The 19,129-nt window shown below is 50.5% G+C and carries 12 protein-coding genes and 4 pseudogenes; 3 read left to right on the forward strand and 13 right to left on the reverse strand.

Annotated features, from left to right (window positions below; genetic code table 11):
• Window positions 1–206: 206 nt before the first annotated feature.
• From B1A75_RS09060 to B1A75_RS09085, 7 genes and pseudogenes are all read right to left on the reverse strand, one after another.
• Window positions 207–569: a type II toxin-antitoxin system PemK/MazF family toxin gene (locus B1A75_RS09060; RefSeq protein WP_079936077.1), complete on the reverse strand. Its 363-nt coding sequence runs from the start codon at window positions 567–569 to the stop codon at window positions 207–209.
• A 12-nt stretch (window positions 570–581) separates the two neighbouring features.
• Window positions 582–749, reverse strand: coding sequence for a hypothetical protein (locus tag B1A75_RS19870; protein WP_023633335.1), 168 nt, complete (start codon window positions 747–749; stop codon window positions 582–584).
• A 387-nt stretch (window positions 750–1,136) separates the two neighbouring features.
• A pseudogene (locus tag B1A75_RS20245) lies at window positions 1,137–1,262 on the reverse strand (DUF4351 domain-containing protein); the annotation flags it as partial.
• A 456-nt stretch (window positions 1,263–1,718) separates the two neighbouring features.
• Entirely contained in the window at window positions 1,719–3,095 is a 1,377-nt protein-coding gene (rlmD, locus tag B1A75_RS09070) for a 23S rRNA (uracil(1939)-C(5))-methyltransferase RlmD (protein ID WP_079936079.1), read from the reverse strand.
• A gap of 77 nt (window positions 3,096–3,172) precedes the next feature.
• Window positions 3,173–4,093, reverse strand: a complete 921-nt coding sequence (locus B1A75_RS09075; protein WP_011229846.1) for a diacylglycerol kinase — start codon at window positions 4,091–4,093, stop codon at window positions 3,173–3,175.
• 142 nt (window positions 4,094–4,235) lie between these two features.
• Entirely contained in the window at window positions 4,236–5,756 is a 1,521-nt protein-coding gene (locus tag B1A75_RS09080; protein ID WP_079936080.1) for a flotillin lipid rafts scaffold protein FloT, read from the reverse strand.
• A 21-nt stretch (window positions 5,757–5,777) separates the two neighbouring features.
• Window positions 5,778–6,317, reverse strand: coding sequence for an NfeD family membrane protein (locus tag B1A75_RS09085; protein ID WP_079936081.1), 540 nt, complete (start codon window positions 6,315–6,317; stop codon window positions 5,778–5,780).
• A 214-nt stretch (window positions 6,318–6,531) separates the two neighbouring features.
• Here B1A75_RS09085 and B1A75_RS09090 point away from each other — a divergent pair, with 214 nt between their 5' ends.
• Entirely contained in the window at window positions 6,532–7,398 is an 867-nt protein-coding gene (locus B1A75_RS09090) for an Rpn family recombination-promoting nuclease/putative transposase (protein ID WP_079936082.1), read from the forward strand.
• Window positions 7,399–7,534: 136 nt separating this feature from the next.
• Here B1A75_RS09090 and B1A75_RS09095 read toward each other — a convergent pair whose 3' ends face one another.
• The 3 genes from B1A75_RS09095 to B1A75_RS09105 form a co-directional block, all read right to left on the reverse strand.
• Complete coding sequence (locus B1A75_RS09095; RefSeq protein ID WP_033010064.1) at window positions 7,535–7,924, reverse strand: Mpo1-like protein; 390 nt, start codon at window positions 7,922–7,924, stop codon at window positions 7,535–7,537.
• Window positions 7,921–9,309, reverse strand: a complete 1,389-nt coding sequence (locus B1A75_RS09100) for a hypothetical protein (RefSeq protein ID WP_079936083.1) — start codon at window positions 9,307–9,309, stop codon at window positions 7,921–7,923. Before B1A75_RS09100 ends, B1A75_RS09095 begins: the two co-directional genes overlap by 4 nt.
• A gap of 273 nt (window positions 9,310–9,582) precedes the next feature.
• Window positions 9,583–10,308, reverse strand: coding sequence for a YiiX/YebB-like N1pC/P60 family cysteine hydrolase (locus B1A75_RS09105; RefSeq protein ID WP_079936084.1), 726 nt, complete (start codon window positions 10,306–10,308; stop codon window positions 9,583–9,585).
• A 156-nt stretch (window positions 10,309–10,464) separates the two neighbouring features.
• On the opposite strand from B1A75_RS09105, the gene B1A75_RS09115 reads away from it, so the two are divergent.
• Window positions 10,465–12,123 carry an IS1634 family transposase gene (locus B1A75_RS09115; RefSeq protein ID WP_079936085.1) on the forward strand — a complete coding sequence of 553 codons (1,659 nt, stop codon included), beginning with the start codon at window positions 10,465–10,467 and terminating at the stop codon, window positions 12,121–12,123.
• Window positions 12,124–12,570: 447 nt separating this feature from the next.
• On the opposite strand, the gene ltrA is transcribed toward B1A75_RS09115, so the two are convergent.
• Complete coding sequence (ltrA, locus tag B1A75_RS09120) at window positions 12,571–13,833, reverse strand: group II intron reverse transcriptase/maturase (RefSeq protein ID WP_079936086.1); 1,263 nt, start codon at window positions 13,831–13,833, stop codon at window positions 12,571–12,573.
• An 825-nt stretch (window positions 13,834–14,658) separates the two neighbouring features.
• Between ltrA and B1A75_RS09125 the strand changes: the two are divergent.
• Window positions 14,659–16,082 (forward strand): annotated as a pseudogene (locus B1A75_RS09125) (DDE-type integrase/transposase/recombinase).
• Between the two features lie 430 nt (window positions 16,083–16,512).
• Here the strand turns inward: B1A75_RS09125 and B1A75_RS09130 are convergent.
• A pseudogene (locus B1A75_RS09130) lies at window positions 16,513–17,564 on the reverse strand (IS701 family transposase); the annotation flags it as partial.
• A 779-nt stretch (window positions 17,565–18,343) separates the two neighbouring features.
• Window positions 18,344–19,129 (reverse strand): annotated as a pseudogene (locus B1A75_RS09135) (IS66-like element ISGka4 family transposase); the annotation flags it as partial.

Below are 19,129 nucleotides of genomic sequence, written 5' to 3' on the forward strand. Positions count from 1 at the left end.
TTTGCATAAACCCCAAAAATGGTTCATCACTGAAAGATGTACTTGACTTTTAGGAAGAAGCATGATAGTGTCCCTTCCAGCTGAACAAAAATAACTAAAAATGGAAGCCTATCTTTTGACATCTTCATCATGAAAAACGTTTTTTGTCAAGTACATTTTGTGGTGAAGATCCCAATATAAGAAAACGGCTCGCTTTCATCCCACCCCTAAAGGAGTGGGCTTTCTCGCTCGCAGGTCTGTAATTTACAATATCCACTGTAAACCCTTTCAAAGTCATCAGTGCCACGTTTATTAGTCTCATTAAATACAAATAATGGAAATACCCTGAATTTTTCGCATCTTGCCCATGATTTTTTCGTTAATCCCGCTTCCTGATAATACTGAATCTCAATTCGATATTGATCATGTATGGTGGGAGGAGCTTTAGGTCCTTTTGATGTTATTTTGATTGCAACGGCAGCAGCAATATTATGTTCTATCTCCACAATAAGAACCGGGCGAAATTTTCCGCCCGGTTGATCTTCGAAGCCGAAATAAACATCATAAATATCTCCAGGCTTGACGTTCATTATGATCCCTCATCAATCTTCAAACCATTCCAAATCATCTGGATCATCAGGATTCAAAAGAACCCGGCCTTCATCATCTGTTTTAAATACTTTTACTTTGCCGCTTTCAATCAATGATTGAAGACTTGGTTTTTTGATTTCTGTTGCTGGAGTCATGTCTTCACGCTCCTTTTTCTTCATTTTTCCACCACCTAATCAAGAATGTAGGTGGTACCAGTATATCCATAGGGAAAACAATTTAGAATGATGGATTTTGGACAAACGCTACAAGTTCTTATCATTATTATATCTGGAAAAGGGAAGACAGTAAACAAACATATATCACAATGACGCAAAGAAGAGAATAAATCAATGAAGAGGGATCACGTCTTATCATGATCGCAATACATATCATTTCAATATTCACAATATCATCATAGCCTATTTACCTCTTTTTTGATCGAAAGACTCAATGATTGACATCGTGTCTTTTCACATTCAAAAACACATCAATGAATATAAGGGATAGGCGCTGACACATGGAATATGAACCTTTTGATTTTTAAGTTAACATAACTCGTCTTATAGGACTTTACTTACTAAGGCGGCAACCGGATTGTCATGGCGGATGTACTCCCGCCACGGCAGTTTGCGCAATTCCACCGTTAGAAAGCGGAAGTCAAGAACAGTAAAGAACGGAAATTGGATCGTAAATTACAAACAACAGGGCCGGATGGACCGGCCCGTTGCCTTATCTCTGTAAATTCAAAATAAACTCGTTCCTCCCTCCCCCGCTCCAACACGCATGCTTACGTCCCCATTTCTTCCCATTGGAAATAAACTCGTTCGTTCTCCCCCGATTTTTCCGATGTTTTTCTCCGATTTTTTCCCGCTTTTTTCCTCCAAACGAACCCACTTTATTTCGATTTTTGGAAAAAGAAAAAGGGAAGAACGTGGGCGCTTCCCCCCGCTTCCTCCCTCTCATCCCTCCTCATCTCGATCCCTTTTTCCTTGATTTCTCAATGATTCCCCCGCTTTTTCTCCCTCTCTTCTTTCCCCATAAGGAGCGGGAGATGGACTGTTTCTTTTTCCAGTAAAATTCATCCAAAGCCCGACTTTATTTTTCGTTATGAACGGTTATTTTTTAAGTGGAACGAGTTTATTTTGTGTTTACAATCTCAACTGAATCTTCGCCACACACTCGACATGCGCCGTATGCGGAAACATATCGACCGGCTGGACTTCGATCGTTTCGTAGCCGCCGTCTTCTAAGATGCGCAAGTCGCGGGCGAGTGTCGCCGGATTGCACGAGACGTAAACGACGCGCGGCGGCTTCATGGCGATGATCGTTTCGAGCAGCGAGGCGTCGCAGCCTTTGCGCGGCGGGTCGACGACCAAGCAGTCAGCGCGGATGCCTTCCTGATACCAGCGCGGGATGACGTCTTCGGCGGCGCCGACTTCGAAGGTGACGTTTGTGATGCCGTTCAGCTCGGCGTTGCGCTTGGCGTCTTCAATCGCTTCTGGGACGATTTCGACGCCGTAGACATGCTTCGCTTTTCTCGCTAAAAAGAGCGAGATCGTGCCGATGCCGCAGTAGGCGTCCATGACCGTCTCCGATCCGGTCAACTCAGCGTACTCGAGCGCTTTGTCATACAGCACTTTCGTCTGTTCCGGATTGACTTGGTAAAACGAGCGGGCCGAGATGGCGAATTGGATGTCGCCGATGCGGGCGGTGATGAACTCGCTCCCCCATAACACACGCGTTTGGGCGCCGAAAATGACGTTCGTCCGCTCGGGGTTGATGTTTTGCACGATCGATGTCACGTCCGGGATTTCACGGACGATGGCGCGGACGATCTCTTGTTCATGCGGCAAATGGTTCGTGCGAGTGACAAGCACGACCATCACCTCGCCTGTTGCCGCGCCGTAGCGGGCGACAATATGGCGGAGCACGCCGCGATGGGCGAGTTCATCGTATGACGGGATGCCGTAGCGCTCGACGATCCGTTTCACCGCTTGGACGACGTCATCGTTTTTCTCTTGTTGAATGAGACAGGCATCCATATCGATAATCTCATGGCTCCGTTCTTTGTAAAAGCCCGCGACCAAGCCCCCTTCGCGCTCGCCGACCGGCACTTGCGCCTTGTTGCGGTAGCGCCATGGGTTCTTCATCCCGATGACGGGATGGACGGTGACGCCGTCAAGCTTGCCGATGCGGGCGAGCACTTCTTTCACTTGCTTCTCTTTCGCCTTCAGCTGCCCTTCGTAGCTCAGGTGCTGCAGCTGGCAGCCGCCGCATTGACGATAGACAGGGCACGGGGGCTCGATGCGGTCGGGGCTCGGTTCGTACAGCTCGATAAGCCGGCCGTACCCGTAGCCTTTTTTCACTTTGACGACTTTTACGTTCGCCCGCTCCCCGGGAAGCGCGTTTTTCACGAACAAGGGAAAGCCGTCGACTTTCGCCACTCCGAGACCGTCGTGGGTCAAATCCGTGAATACGACATCATAATATTCATTTTTGGCGACCGGTGCTTGCTGCTTCGTCATGTCGTTCTCCTTTCTGCCGATCGGTTTATACCGTTAGCGTTCCCTTATTGGCTTAGAGGCATAAGAAAAGAACAGGCTCATCTTCCTGTTCTCACTTGTTCCGCCTTGTCTTTCGGCATGATGACTTCCAAATGGCGGTACAAATTGACAAATTCCCCTGGAAGCATGCCCCCGAATTCGCCGTCTAAGTTTAGCTGCATCGGCGACCGCACCTTCACCCGGTTCGCTTTCGTGTAAATGATATGCGGGTCGTTGATATGCTCGCCGCGCGCGGCGAGCGTGACAAGGCGAATGAATTCGGCCAAGTTCGTTTTTTTGACGATGATGAAATCGAACAGACCGTCATTGAGCGACGAATCGGGCGCCAGTTTTTCAAAACCGCCGACCGAGTTCGTGAGCGAAACCAAAAACATCATAATCTCGCCTTCAAACAGTTTGCCGTCGTACTCGATTTGCGCTTCGGTCGCCTTGATGGACGGAAGCATCTCGATCCCTTTTAAGTAATAGGCCAGCTGGCCGAGCATCGTTTTCAGCTTGCTTGGCACTTCGTAGGTGAGCTCCGTCAGGCGGCCGCCGCCGGCGATGTTGATGAAATAGCGTGTTTTGTCTTCGTTCGTCACACAGCCGATGTCAATGGGTACGGGCTCGCCCGTGGCGATCACCTCGCACGCCCCTTCGATCGAGCGCGGCACGCCGATGGCGCGGGCGAAATCGTTCGTCGTCCCGACAGGAATGACGCCCAGTTTCGGCCGATACGGCTGATCGGCGATGCCGTTGACAACTTCATTGATCGTTCCATCGCCGCCCGCGGCGACAACGAGATCAAATTCCCGCTCGACGGCCTGACGCGCCGCTTTCGTCGCATCTCCCGGACCCTCGGTGGCGTGGCACGACGTTTCATAGCCCGCTTTTTCCAACCGAACGAGCACATCGGGCAAATGGCGCCTAAACAGCTCGCGCCCTGATGTCGGGTTATAAATGATTCGAGCTCGTTTCATCATCCTCAACCTACTTCCTTTTTTCCATTCCACTCGTTCCCATCATAGCGAAACAATGCTTAATACGCAACTCCGAAGAATGTCGCAAGTATGACCACGAAAAAAGCGCCCTTCGTTCGATCAAGGGCGCCGCACACCATGTTCATGACTGGCTCGCATTCGCCTCTTCGGCAACGGTTGGCTTGGCCGTGACGGCCGATGATGCACCGCTTGTCGTGAGATTCTCAAGCAGCTGCTTCACATCGATGCCCGTCGAAGCTTTTAACGTCTCCTGCAAGCTCGCCATTAAGTTCGTCGCATAGCCCGTGACACGGTTGGCGCCGCCTCCTGCCCCTGAGCCAGTGTCGACGATCGTCAGCTTCTCGATGTTCGCAAGCGGGCTCGCCACTTGTTTTGCATATTCTGGAAGCATCTTGATGATCATGTCGAGCACAGCGGCTTGGCCGTAGCGCTCAAACGCTTCGGCGATTTTTTGTTTCGCTTCCGCTTCGGCGAGACCTTTCAGGCGGATAATTTCCGCTTCTGCCTCCCCTTTTGCTTTCTCGGCCTCGGCTTTCGCCAGCCCGTCGAGACGGATGCGCTCCGCTTCCGCTTTCGCCAGCGTTTCGACGCGGTATTTTTGCGCATCGGCTTCGGCGATTTGCTTCGCCTTTTCCGCCGCCGCTTTTTGTTCAATCGCATAGCGTTCAGCGTCGGCTTTTTTCTTCACTTCCGAATCGTACTGGCGCTCGCGGCGCAAAATTTCTTTTTCTTCCAGCTCGATTTGTTTTTGCCGCTCGATGATTTTAATTTGCATTTGTTGCGCCATGACTTCCTGCTTCGCCTTCGCTTCTTCGAGGTGGTACGCCTGATCGGCGCGCGCTTTGGCGATGTCTTGCTCGCGGCGGAACTCAGCGAGCTTCAACTGGTTGATTTTCTCCGCCTCCGCGATTTCCGTCAGCCGCTCGAGCTCCGCCTTGCGCGCTTCCTTGTCTGCTTCAGCCCGCTTGATGCGCGTCTCTTTTTCCGCCTCGGCCGTGGCGATGTCAGCATCGCGCTTCACTTGGGCGATGCGCGGCTTCCCGAGCGCATCGAGGTAACCGTTTTTGTCGCGCACGTCTTTGATCGTGAACGAGACGATGACAAGCCCCATTTTCGCCAAATCTTGCGAGGCGACACGCTGCACTTCTTGCGAAAACTTGTCGCGGTTTTTATAAATTTCTTCAACCGTCATCGACCCGAGAATGGAGCGAAGATGGCCTTCAAGCACTTCACGCGCTTCGTTTTCCATGTCTTGACGCGTTTTGCCTAAAAACTGCTCGGCCGCGGTCGCGATTTCGCCAATCGAGCTGCCGACTTTAATGATCGCCACCCCGTCCGCCATCACGGGCACACCTTGTTCCGTATACACTTCCGGCGTTTGCACATCCAATTTGATCGACAATAAACTAAGCGGCTCGGCCTGTTGGAAAATCGGCACGACAAACGTGCCGCCGCCGCGGACGATTTTAATTTTGTTTCCCGATTCGTCGACATGAACGTTTTTGCTTCCTAAGTAGCTGCCCGTGACGATGAGCGCCTCGTCCGGCCCGACCGTGCGGTAGCGGGCGATGAAAATGGCAATAAGTCCAACAAGAAGCAAGACGACGACACCAATGACAATCAACCATGGCGCAACAGTCATGACGTTTCTCCTTTCATAATGTTAGATGGAAAGATGGTACGGATCGTGCTTCGCTACCATCGCGACGCCGTTTTCCATTTGCACGACAATGACTTCTTCCCCCGACGGAATGGCTTCATGGTTCACACTCTTCGCTGGTTTGGCCACCGCCCCGCTTTTGCGGGAAATGAGAATTTCCCCCAACCCGTCAGGCGGCACCGAGACGATCACTTTGGCAAGCGACCCTTCCAAATCGGCGTCCGTATACCCAAGCGACGCTTCCGCCGACCGAAGCGGCAAAAAAACGAAAAAGTGCAAAAGCAACACGGCAACAAGCGCCACCCCAATGCTAAGCCAAATGATAGAATCTGATGCCCAATCCGTATACATTTCCGCCAACAGCCCGACCGCGCTGCCGACGATGAAAAATGATAAAATGAGCTGCGGGCTGAACAACGGGTGGTCCACTACATCAAATGCACCATCTAGCACATCACTAAAGAAAAAATACACAACCGTCAACACCGCACTGACCACCAGCACGATCCCATATATGACCTCAGGCGGATGGCCAAAAATCATTTCCCTCCCTCCTTTCGCCTTTACCTATTGATACGGGCGAGGCAACGGTTGGTTTCATCATTTTTCCAATGCCATCAAAATTCGACAAATTCTTTCCTATTTCCTTTCTTTGAACAAAAAACTTCTGTGAAAAAGGCTGTGGTCAGGCAGGATTTTGCCTTGCATGGATCGAATAAAACAAATGGGAGTTCAAAAATAAATAGGGAGGGAGACCATGTCAGAAACGCGCATTGACCATGATCGCCTGTTTAAAGAGTTGTTAAGCACGTTTTTTGAAGAATTCGTTCTCCTCTTCTTCCCACGCGTATACGAGCATGTTGACTTTAACCATCTTTCCTTTTTATCAGAAGAAGTGTTGACCGATGTTACTGCAGGGGAAAAACATCGAGTCGATCTATTGATCGAGACAAAGCTAAAAGGGGAAGATGGACTGATCATTGTCCACATCGAACACCAAAGCTACATCCAACCCGCTTTTTCAGAGCGAATGTTCATTTATTTCAGCCGTTTATTTCAAAAACACCGCCGCCGTATTCTTCCAATCGCTATCTTCAGCTATGACGCCACCCGTAATGAACCTTCCTCTTTCACTGTGGAGTTTCCGTTTTGGACCGTTCTCGATTTCCGTTTTTTGACCATAGAATTGCGCAAACTCCCGTGGCGCGAGTACATCCGCCATGACAACCCGGTCGCCGCCGCTCTGTTAAGCAAAATGGGGTATAATGAAGATGAGAAGGTGGAAGTGAAAAAGGAATTTTTGCGCATGCTCATCCGCCTCGAGCTCGATGAGGCGAAACAGCGTCTGTTGTTCGGCTTTTTCGAAACATATTTGCGGTTATCGGATGAAGAAGAAATCCGACTGCGAAATGAGGTGAATACAATGGAGGAGAAGGAGGCTGCCAAAGTCATGGAACTCATCGTTTCATACGAGCAGAAAGGCATGGAGAAAGGAATGGAGAAAGGAATGGAAAAAGCAAAGATGGATGTTGCGAAACGAATGTTGGCAAAAGGATATGATGCCGACACGATTCATGAACTGACCGGGCTGCCGCTTGAAAAGATTAAACAAATGAAGAAGTAATGCGGGGACAAGGGCCTTTCTCCCTGATATTCCATCCCGGATTGTCGTCGTCCTCCGATCTCTCAAAAGCCTTGAGGATCGACGACAATCACTGATAGAAGAAATTAGTTGGGAGCAAGGCCTCTCAACGTGATTCTTATCCATTTTGGCTGACATCCCGATCCTCTGAAAGCCCAATCCGCTCAAGCTCACGCCCCAAGCGTCCCGTAAGCATAAGCCCGTACATGTGAAAATCAGCTCGAAGCGACCAAAGCGGATGGCCGAAGGTAGCTGGCTTGTTTCCTTCGATAAAAAAGTGGCTGAACCAAGCGAGTGCATAGGCGGCGATTGGCGCGCCAAGCAGCCACCACGCGTTCTTCGTCACGATCGCGATGATCACAAACAAAAACACGAAACTCGTCGCGGCAAAATGCCATCTCCGCGTCGCCGGTTTGCGATGCTGGGTCAAATAGAACGGCCAAAACTCTTCATAATCGCGGAATTGTATGTCCCTCTCCCCCTTTGTCGTCATCTCCTGCACTATCATTGTATTTCATCCATCACGTAAAATGTCTGCAAGTTGTGCTTTTGTTTCGGCACAGTAAACTTGGCGGCAAGTTGGGCCGTACGCAGCTGGAAGATGTTCATTTCCCCTGCATTGTCCGCCTTGTTCCCCTCCTGCGGCTCGAACAATATATACACATAGTCGCCGTGAAACCGTGCTTCCCAGTACACTGACGGCAGCTCATGCTTCTCCATCACCTTAAACCGATCGTTCAAAGCGATCCAACCCGACTTTTCCCTCTGGACATAGCTCACCCACAGCGTGTCTCCTTTCACTTGGAGCTGATCGAATCGCGTTTCCTCTTGCCCCATGTCCCAATATGTCACTCGCCATGAATGCGGATCAATGATTGTGAGACGAGGTTTCGTGGCGATGACAATGTGGTTGTGAAATACCACCATCGATCGAGCGGAGGAAGTGAGTAATGGAATTTCCTTCACTAAGGAACCACGTTGATCCACCACATACAATACACCTTGTTCCTTTTCCATCACATCAGCGAACACATAGAAATACGGCGCTACGTGCAAAACTTGAAGAACGTAGGGAGGGAATCGTTTAGAAAATAACAATTTTCCCTCTTTTCTTACTTCTAGTTTATTGGTTTTTACATCTTGGTTCAGCGAACGAATATCCCACTCTCCCTCCAATGAGGCAAAGGAAAGAGGACTGGAGACCGCTTCTTGATCGACAACCGTCCATGTGTCTGGATTCAGTTGATATACATACCTTCCCGTATAATCTGACCACAACAACAGTTCCTTCGTTGATGAACCATGCGAAAGCTGGGATACCCCAACGGCTTGCAGTGTCACCACTTTGCGCACGCGGTGTCCATCCGTCTCCACGATATACGAATCTCGTGCAAATGGGTGAGAATACAAAAAGAAAATGCGCGCTGACGGGTCGTTCTCCGAGTGACTCTTGGACGGTTCATACGTCCGCACCGAGGAGATGACGGAATCATCCAAGCTCTGCACCCAATACACGATGACAGGCGCGGCTGCCGCCAGCACAACCCATATCCATCTCTGCCGCTTCCACCAAGCCTGCCCTTCCTTTTTACCTCCTATGCGCTGGACAAGCAATCCCCAGTACCATACGATGTAAAGGAACAACGCAAGCGACAGCCACGCCCACCATTGCCCTTTAGCAAGGGATTGCTGCCAATAGTCGAACGGATCGACACCGACCCTGGCGATCGTGTGAAAATTGTTCAGAAAAAAGAGCGGCACTGCGAGCACCGCAGCGAGCGAATACAAGCGGCGAACCGTTCCTTTCACCAGCATCACCACACCGGCGAGCAACGTCGCGGTGCACATGAGGTAGTACAACATTGACATCCATAGCGGTGCACTTGGGCCCATGTTGAATCCCCTTCCATCCGTGGTGGTTGTAATATTCTATGAAATCGAGAACGTTTCCTTCCTTGCAGAAAGATTTGCACCCCCTCTATGATGAAGCAACTGCTCAAATTCACAACACGCTTTGCTTACACCCTCAAAGTCAGTAAATCCACGTTTTTCCCTCCGTAATGTTTTCAAGTTGCGGGGATGAACGGATAAAAATAGAAGGGCATAACCGTTATTTGGATGGTATACCCTTCTACACACACATTGAAATATCCTCCGTCCGCTCTTTTAGTTGCTGCTAGCATAGGTTATTGTCTCAGAGTCTTGATCCAAGTCAGACGGGGTCACGATGATGCCTCCATCGTCATCCAAATCAAATCCTCGATTCTCCCACGCTTTCCACACGAGCAACGAGCAATACCATTTTGATGATTGACCTTTTGTGGCTGTTAAACTATACGGCTCACCGATTTGTGCTCTAGCGTATGACTGTGCTGATGTATAATCCTCTCCCATTGCCCCTTTCACCCAAAGTCCTTTCCATGTTTTCCAACGTGTTTTCCAGTTGTTAACGTAGTAGCGGACTCCTTCACCTGGCCATGCTTCAATTATATATTCACCATCCCAACGGACAATGGCAGCATGACCATGATTCCATCCAGAACTTTCACTATCATAAGTAATTAAGATGTCCCCATTAGTTCCTAAGGCACCACTTGATGCTAATGCTGATACCCCTTTTGCCTGTTGCCTGCTAATAACTTGATTATACTTGTCAGGAGCATTCTTTTTCATCCACTCTATTTCTTTCTTCACCGCTTCTTGATCAACAGGTTCATTGATTAAATTTATGATTTCCTGACGCTCTTCTTGCTGTTTCTTGTCCATTTCTTGTTCCATCTGGATTTTTACCTTATTTACTTGCACCCCCGACTCAGCATACACCAACGGAACACCCGATGTGCAAATGAGGCTCAAAGCGACAAGTGGAGAGAGCAAGAAAGATTTTTTCATAAAATACAAACACCTCAGTTAAATCAATATATTTACAATTAAAATTCTATTAGAAACTCACATTTCGCACCCTCTCGACGAAAATCGGGAGGATTTTTTCGTTCCGATGTCGAATGAATCCTTGACACACAAGGAAAGTGAAGGAGTTTTTCTCTCATGGATGTTCAAGTCGAAGCGGTCTATCGCAATTCTTATTTGAATATAATAAGTGCCCTATTCAAGAAACTGGGTCTGCCTCAATTGATTGACCATCTCGTGCCCGTCGATCCGCAGTGCCAAACGCGAGTCAGCGATGCCGTTCAGGCCATCCTCTACAATGTGTTTGACGGCCGGCAAGCCCTCGTTCACTTGGAACATTGGGCTCAGGAGGTCGATTGTGAGAAACTCATCCGTTCCGGGCTCCATCCTKCCCAGTTGAATGACGATGCGTTGGCCCGTCATCTCGATCGCCTGTATGAGGCTGGCATTCACAACGTCATCAGCACTTGCTTGATTCATATTTATCGCAAAGAAGGCCTTTCCCTCCGAGCCTTCCAMGCCGATACGACGGACAAGACCGTTTACGGMGCGTATGAATCGGMCTCGTTAGAGGCCTTACAGATCACACATGGCTACAACCGCCATCATCGTTGGCAAAAACAGATCGGTTTCGGACTGGTCGGCAACGAGGACGGCATCCCGTTTTACGGCGATGTGCACGATGGCAACCTGCCCGATAAAACATGGAATCCCGAGGTGCTGTCTCGTGTCCATGAACAGCTGAAGCAGGCCAAAATCGAAGACGAATGGATTTACGTGGCCGATTCCGCCGCGATGACGAAAGAGACCCTGGCGCAAACCAAAGCGGCCAACGCCTTTTTGATCACGAGAGGCCCTTCGTCGCTCCGGATCGTGAAACAGGCGTTGGCTGAAGCGGATGCTCAGGACACGACGTGGAGCGATCCCTTTACGTTGGCGGAGAGAAACGGCGCCACGTACCGGGTATGGGAAACGGCCTCGACGTATGAAGGCCACCCCGTTCGGCTGATCGTYGTTGAATCGAGCGCGCTCGACCAGCGAAAAGGAAAGACGCTTGAAAAAGAACGAACCAAAGAAGCGGAGCTTCTTCGCGAGGAACAAGCCCGTTGGGAGCGTCACCCMTTCTCCTGCCGGGAAGATGCCGAACAAGCCTTGGCGTCCCTCAAGGCGTCCCTTCGCCCCCGGTTTCATCGGGTTGAGGCCGCGGTCGAAGAGATCGTACGCCYGAAAAAACGGCGCGGACGGCCGAAAAAAGGGGCGGAACCCGAGGTGGAGACGCTGTATCTCTTGCACCTTGACGTCGAATTCGACCAAGACGCGTGGGAACAGGCGAGACGGAAAGCGTCCCGGTTTGTCCTTGTCACGACCGTTCCGAAGGAATGGAAGGGCCAACCCATGGATGCCCAAGAGATCTTGAAGCTATATAAAGGGCAGATCTCGGTGGAAATGAACTTCGCTTTTTTGAAAGATCCGTTTTTCACGGATGAGATTTACGTCAAAAAACCAGAACGGGTCGCAGTATTAGGCTATTTGTTTCTGTTGGCCTTGGCTATTTACCGCGTTTTTCAGCGCCGAGTGCGTCAGTTTATTACTCCAGAACACCCGTTGAAGGGTCCTGGAGGCCGCAAGCTGACCCGGCCGACGGGACAGGCGATTTTTCAGCTGTTTCAATATGTGAACGTCGTCCTGTTCAAGCTGCCGGATGGGCGCATCCAACGCTCACTGGATCGCTCCCTCACCCCTGATCAGCGAAGGATTCTGCAGGGATTGGGCATGGATGAGAGCATCTACGTGTAACGTGATACGGAACGACCAGCGATGGTAAAAAAAGGATTGCCATCGCTCGTTGTGTTGGTCAGAAAGTTATTCTGAAAAACGAAATAAAAAATCCTTTCTTTCAACCCTGTTAGGGTGCGAAATGTGAGTTAGAAATGCAAAAAAAAAAGAGTATTTATTACTAATGGAAAAATAGTCATATATTCACAAAAATTAGAGGGTACGAACACTCTCCCACCTGCGCTCACGCTTAGAGTTGGGAAATTATTGGAAACACCCACCCCACGGCAAACTGCCAGCCAAGCCGTCCCCGTGCGTCCCATGGTTCGGCTGCCTTGTAACGACAACAAACGAAGCCCTTCCTTCAAAATAATTCCGAGCGGCGTTATGATCCGATCGAGTAGGAGGGGGCGGCTAACCCCTGTCCCCTCACACCACCTAGCATGCGGGTCCGCACTAGGCGGTTCGTCAACCTTGACGGAGCTCGAAATATCGTTGCGTCAAACTCTTGAGTCCTTGAGCGGTCCAGTATGTCTTGCCCAGGGCTTGGTGGAGTTGCGGCGTTTTCGTTGTTCGCCAAGCTCCTTTTCGGGTATTGGCGATCTCCATCACCGCTGTTTCCTTCAGTCCCAGCGCCCTTAACTCACGGATTCTGGTTCTGACCCGTTTCCATTGATGCCATTGACAGAGTCGAAGCCTCCTCCGAATCCATCCTTCGATGTTCTGAAGGACAGACGGGGTTTCGACGAGCCGAAAGTACCCGATCCATCCCATGACGTATTGATTGACGCGATGAATTCGTTCTGTCATCGATATGCTCCAGTTTGGGTTGGTCAGCTGTCGAATCCGCTGTTTCAGACGTTGAATCGACCTTGGGGCGAGCCGGATTCGCGCTTTTCGTTCCGGTGTGAAGCTAAACCCCAGAAAGGCCCGTTTCCACGGGCGGTCCACCGCACTTTTCTCCTCGTTTACTTTGAGTTTGAGCGTTTTCTCCAAGAACCGTTGAATGCTTTGTTTTACCCGTTGTCCTGCCCGCAGACTTTTCACATAGATGTTGCAGTCATCTGCGTAACGGCAGAATTTCAATCCTCGCTTCTCCAATTCCTTGTCTAAATCGTCGAGAAGGATGTTCGCCAGCAGGGGGCTGAGGGGACCGCCTTGCGGCGTCCCTTCCTCCGTCTGCACCTTCACTCCTCCCGTCATAACGCCGGCTTGCAGGTAGGCACGGATCAGTTTCAGCACACGTTTATCCTTGACTTTTCGGGCTACCCGGCTCATCAGGATGTCATGATTGACACGGTCAAAGAACTTGTCTAGATCTATGTCAACCACGTACCGATACCCTTCCTGGATGTAGCCTTGCGCTTGCCGCACGGCATCATGGGCGTTGCGGCCCGGACGGAATCCGAAGCTGGAAGGGGAGAAGGCTGGATCGAAAATGGGTGTGAGTTCTTGAAGAATGGCTTGTTGGATCAGCCGGTCCACCACGGTGGGAATGCCTAGCTGCCGTGTGCCGCCGTTGGGTTTCGGGATTTCGACCCTGCGGACAGGCGCCGGCCGGTAGGTTCCCGCCAAGAGTTGGGCGCGGATCGTGCTCCAGTGAGCGCGGACGTAATCACGGAGTTGATCGGTTGATACTCCGTCGATTCCCGGTGCTCCTTGGTTCGCTTCGACCCGTTTGAGCGCCGTGATGAGGTTGTCTCTCGCTAAGATGCGTTCCAACAAAGCCATCGTGATCTTCTCCTTCCGCGGGATGAGATTCAGGTCTTGCCGGGTTGCGCTCAGCCCTCGACCTGAGGCCCTCCAGGCTTCACCCTTGCTTCCTCAGATGAGTTCCGAAAGGAATTCTGCTTCGACACGCAACATCTCGAAAGAGTCTGATTCATCCCTGAGTTGACGTTCGGCCCTTCCTGTTTCAGGCGTCCCTTATTCCAGTACTATGGCCTCTGCTGACTCCTGTACGTTCAGCACTTCTGGTTGCCATCGTCAGAAGGCATGTCGTACAGGCCTCCCCGGATAAGGATGGACACTTTCCACTCATGCACCTGCCCAATCTACCTCCACAGCCCTTGGCGGCTTAGGACTTCGTCTTGTTCCGCAGACTCGTCCGACTATGGCGGCCTCCCATTGGGTTCGTGTACCTCAGGTCAAGTGTTTGCCTCCAGCTTCCTTCAGATTCCACCTCGCGGTGGACACCCTTGCCTTCAGCTAACGGTAGGCGCTCGCCAGCCCCCGTTCGGGACTTTCACCCTATAGCGTCGCACCCATGCCGGGCGTACGGTCATGGTGCGCCCTGCATTGCGGGCGCACCCACTCTCGGACATGCAGCGGCTGCACGTCGTCCTGCCAGCTCTCGCAATATGAGCAGACTCGATACAACTCACATTTCGCACCCTCCCCACGACAATCGGGTATTGTCAAAAGTGTATCCTCCACACTCACGGTTTTCTCTTGAGTTTCAACGGTTGGAAGAAAAAAAGCTTGCCACCCCCGTTGTTTTCGGCCATCATTGAGGTAACCACACACTCAACAGCCAAAACAAAGGAGTGACAAGCTTTGTTACCTCAATTATTAGCCTATTTGCTTCAAATCATCAAGACCCAATATCAAATCATTGTGTATCTCATGGGTGTGATCGTGGGAAAATCCCTGAATCGTAAGGACTTGGACGAACCCGTCCAAAAACCGTACCGAAAACTTCAGATCGATGACCTTCCGATCATCGATGTACCGGAAACCCTTGATTACCGGAAGTTGTTGGCGGACTACGAAGCCCAACACGGACGTCCTTTGCGGCCCATCCAGCGCCGCGCGAAGGCGAAACACCGTGTTCCAGATTCCTTGACTTGCCCTCGCTGCCAGGCTCCCTCTTCTTACCTGTACGCCAATAACGGCGGAAACGGGCAATACCAATGCAAAGTGTGCCAGTGCCGGTTCAACCACCGGAACCGGTTCACCAAGCAAGCGGTCTTTCGCTGCCCGCACTGCAAAAAGACGCTGGAAAAAATCAAGGAACGCAAAGAATACCACATCTATAAGTGCAAGAACAACGATTGCCCGTTTTACCAGGCCAACCTTCGCCGGATGACCAAGAAGGAGCGCCAACAGTTTCAACAGGATCCTCAAGCCTTCAAGGTGCGGTATTTGTTTCGAGAGTTCTTGTTTGACTTTCTCCCGTTGGCTTCCTCGTCGCCCATCAAGCCGAAGGTCGATTTGTCCCGGCTGGCTGTGTCACCACACGTGTTGGGGCTCGTGTTGACGTACTGCGTCAACTTTGGGATGTCCTCGAGGAAAACCGCCGCCGCCATGAAGGACATCCATGGTGTCTCGATCTCCCATCAGACGGTGCTCAACTACGCCAACAGCGTCGCGCTTTGGATCAAGCCCTTTGTCGACCGGTTCCCGTATGAGCTGTCCGGTTCGTTTTGCGGGGACGAGACGTATATTCGCGTCAAAGGGCGCTGGCATTACCTGTTCTTTATGTTCGATGCCGTCAAAAAGATCGTGCTGTCGTATCGCGTCTCGCCCCATCGAGACACGCTCTCGGCCATCAAGGCCATCGATGATGTCCTGCGGAAACTGCCGTCCCTCCCAGACGACTTGTCGTTCGTCGTGGATGGCAACCCGATTTACCTGCTGGCGCAACACTTCTTCGCCCAACACGGGATTTCGTTGGATGTCCGCCAGGTGATCGGCCTGACCAATGAGGATCCGGTCTCGGAAGCGTTTCGCCCTCTCAAGCAGATCATTGAGCGATTCAACCGGACCTTTAAAGGCAACTACCGTCCGACCCATGGGTTTGGTGCGGAAGAAGGCTCGGTGTCCTTTGTGACGCTGTTTGTGGCGTATTTCAACTTTCTGCGCTCGAAGGACGGGTGCCGGTCGTCATCCCGGAACTGGCGGATCTTCCGCATAGGCTGGCCCGGTGGACGAAGCTCATCGCCATGGCACAAGCGTTTCTCCAACAAGAGGCGGCCTGACTTTTTTGTCCTCCCGAACCCGTTGAACAGAACTCCTGCCGGATTCGGCGAAGCGAACCCTTGACCAACCGAACACCGCCAAAGGTAAAATTCGGTCATGGCAAGGGCGGCTTTCTTATTGCCTTCTTTTTGTCCCTGTTGCCCTTGACGACTCTTCCGCACCTTTGGCGGGTGTTGGTCAAGGGCGAATCCGGCTTCAAGGATGCCTTACGATGCTCCATGGGATGGCGGATGTGGAGTTTTCATAGAACTTTTGACGCTACCGAAGGAAAATATACCCAGCCGTGGCTGCGCAGCGCACCCTGGGTCTATAAGATATCCACAAAACTGAAAAAGGATGTAAGGGAATTTGTCGAAAAATATTTTTCTGACACCCCTGAGAAGCTGAAAAGCCTTGATACATCAACATTTCTAGAGGGAGGGTTTGTCGGGATTCGGCGATGCAGTACACGCAGGCCAAGAGCACCACGCCCCAATACCGTTTCACCGCCCGAACGTGGCGGACCCGGTATCCATCCAGCTTCAGTTGATCTTTCGCCTGCCGGAAAAAGCATTCGATCGTCCAGCGCTGGGCGTAGTAACGCAAGATGTCTTCGTCCCCGAGCTCCCGGTCGGTGCTCAAGACGCAATGGGGATGTTCCGGTGTCATCGGTTGATCCGCCTTCCAAGCCAGCAACACCACCGCGTCATCAAGGCCATGGATCGCCCCCTCATAGCGATACACGCGGTAACGCTCCTTCCCCACCGTGACGAGGCGGGTGTCTTTTGGCTCGATATAGCGGGCGAACTGCTTGGCTTAGACGGCGATGCCTTTCGGATAAAGGATCCGGTTCGTCTTGAGCATGGCGATGACATGGAATCCCTTTTTCAAGCAGGCTTCGATGAGCTTTTTGGACGGGTACCACGAATCCATGAGCACATACACCGGCTGAGCCTGCTTCACCTTGAGCGAGGAAAGCATCTCGATCGCCAAGTCGATTTTGCTTCTTCCCGCCTTCTTGTCATACAAGCGGAACGCGAACGGAAACGCTTGCGTGAAGGTGTGCACCATCAGCCAAACGAGCGAATGCCCCCAAACCGCTTGATGATCTTTATGCGAGTAGTGCCAGTCGCACCCTTGAATGGCGTGCGCAGCCCGTGACGAAGGCTTTGTTTTTTGGCAGTATCATCAATCGAGACAAAAAGAGGTTGATTCGTTCGCTCGACCAGGCGCTCGATTCGGCGGAGGATCCACTCTTGAAGCTTTCCAAGCAGCCTTTCCTCATCCCAAGGGCTTTTCGTGAAAAAGTGACTGAGCGTCGTTCGATGATTCGGATGAAAGCTCCAGTGATGAATATCGGTCAATGTTCCCGAGAATCCCTTGGTGGTCAAGGCATCGACGATATGAATGAGATGCTTGATGACCGGTTTGGAAAGCTGCAGCGTTAACCCCAACGTGAAGAAAAACTTGTGGATTCCTTGGTGATGTGCTAATCTATTCATGAGACATGAACCTCCTTGTGTGAATGGGTTTTGAGCACATCTATTTTACCCAAGGAGTCCGGTTCATGTCTCCTTTTTTGTTTGGTTGTCAATTTATGTTAGTGAATTTGCTCATCTACAGTAATAACTTTTAATGAGGATACTAAAGTATGCGAAAAATGTCGAATATTTATATATTAAATAGGCTTGTTTTTTTTTTTTAGAATAAAATTGCATCTTTGCCACAAAGTATACTTGACAAAGAAAGACAATCATGATAAAGAAAACCAACATTTCCCTTTTTCATTCCATTCACTTCTTTAGGAAACATTATTATCGCGCTTATCTTTGATTGATGAAGAGTGAAGGGTATAAGAAGTGTTTTTCAAGAAGGAGGTACACAGTATGGTGGTATAATATAACAAAAATTTACTATAATTGTTATTTATATGAAATATTTGTAGCTATGGTTCTTTTGAAAGAGGGTTCAGATTTGGTGAGTTTGGCAAACTGTATATTATGATACATTCAACATGAAAAGTAAATCTTCCCGCTATCCTGCCTACTCTAAACGCTACAGCACTTCCAAGAAATATAGTGGTGGGGTCAATCGCAAGCTGGATTATAGTAAGGAAGGGTTAGTTGTAAGAGAAGGCAAATGTTAATTTTTCAATGATTTTGTACTAATAAGTAGAAAGGGGAAAGCATTTTGTACAAACAGGCGTGTATCTATTCAGCCCAGTACTAGCGAGATTTTCAGAATCCAGCACCAATAGGGCATTCCCAGTATCGAAAATGCCCTAGGAGGAATGGAGAATCGTTTGAAGAGGCTCTCCGCTTAGAAGTCTTTGCAACGATTCCCACACCGGCTTTCCGTGTTTTTGCAGGGTGGAAACGACGCTGCGGATGACACAGAAAGCCTCGGCATCGTCTTCCTGACGAAACGTTCCAGAGATTTTTTGTTTGACTTTCACCATCCGTAAATCGCGTTCGGCTTGGTTATTGTCAAACGGCACTTCTTTCTTTCGCAGGAAGAGAAGCGCTTCTTGCTTGCGCTTTTCTAGGCGCCGGATGAAATTTTCCGCTTTGCGGACACCTAGATGGCTGCCTTGTCGGCAACGTTCATCGAGTTCCCGGCGTCCATTCGAAAGAAGCTCGTCGTACACCGCTTCCCAATACCGGACTTTCTCTTCCGGCAAGGCTCCGCCCGCTTTCTCCACTGCCTGTTTCATCTCCAACAGTGCTTCGGCCATCTTGTTCGACCAAGAGTGCTGGTAAAGTTCGGTATATTCCCGAAGCTCCCGGAGATGATGGGCGTGGCAAAGGGCATGGCTCGCCTGCGTATACATCGGGTATACGGAATACGCATCATGTACCATCGTTCCTTTGTACCGTGGCAAAATCCCGATGTCATCCGTCGCTTGTTTGCCACGCGAGCGATGAATCCCGTATCGGGTTTCCTTGGAAGTGGAAGCGACGTGCACCCATTGTTTCGTTCCCTTCACACGCAGGCTCGTTTCATCGACGTGCAGCGTGCTCGAGGTGAGCAGCGCGGCTTCGATTTCTTCGATCGCTGCTTCTAACAC

The sequence above is a fragment of the Geobacillus sp. LEMMY01 genome, from assembly GCF_002042905.1.
GTDB lineage: Bacteria > Bacillota > Bacilli > Bacillales > Anoxybacillaceae > Geobacillus > Geobacillus proteiniphilus.

Excerpts from the sequence above, each read along its gene's own strand:
- B1A75_RS09100 (WP_079936083.1), bottom strand. The coding sequence starts at position 9,309 with ATGGGCCCAAGTGCACCGCTATGGATGTCAATGTTGTACTACCTCATG.
- B1A75_RS09085 (WP_079936081.1), bottom strand. The coding sequence starts at position 6,317 with ATGATTTTTGGCCATCCGCCTGAGGTCATATATGGGATCGTGCTGGTG.
- rlmD (WP_079936079.1), bottom strand. The coding sequence starts at position 3,095 with ATGACGAAGCAGCAAGCACCGGTCGCCAAAAATGAATATTATGATGTC.
- B1A75_RS09060 (WP_079936077.1), bottom strand. The coding sequence starts at position 569 with ATGAACGTCAAGCCTGGAGATATTTATGATGTTTATTTCGGCTTCGAA.
- B1A75_RS19870 (WP_023633335.1), bottom strand. The coding sequence starts at position 749 with ATGAAGAAAAAGGAGCGTGAAGACATGACTCCAGCAACAGAAATCAAA.
- B1A75_RS09095 (WP_033010064.1), bottom strand. The coding sequence starts at position 7,924 with ATGATAGTGCAGGAGATGACGACAAAGGGGGAGAGGGACATACAATTC.
- B1A75_RS09090 (WP_079936082.1), top strand. The coding sequence starts at position 6,532 with ATGTCAGAAACGCGCATTGACCATGATCGCCTGTTTAAAGAGTTGTTA.
- B1A75_RS09075 (WP_011229846.1), bottom strand. The coding sequence starts at position 4,093 with ATGAAACGAGCTCGAATCATTTATAACCCGACATCAGGGCGCGAGCTG.
- B1A75_RS09080 (WP_079936080.1), bottom strand. The coding sequence starts at position 5,756 with ATGACTGTTGCGCCATGGTTGATTGTCATTGGTGTCGTCGTCTTGCTT.
- B1A75_RS09105 (WP_079936084.1), bottom strand. The coding sequence starts at position 10,308 with ATGAAAAAATCTTTCTTGCTCTCTCCACTTGTCGCTTTGAGCCTCATT.
- ltrA (WP_079936086.1), bottom strand. The coding sequence starts at position 13,833 with ATGGCTTTGTTGGAACGCATCTTAGCGAGAGACAACCTCATCACGGCG.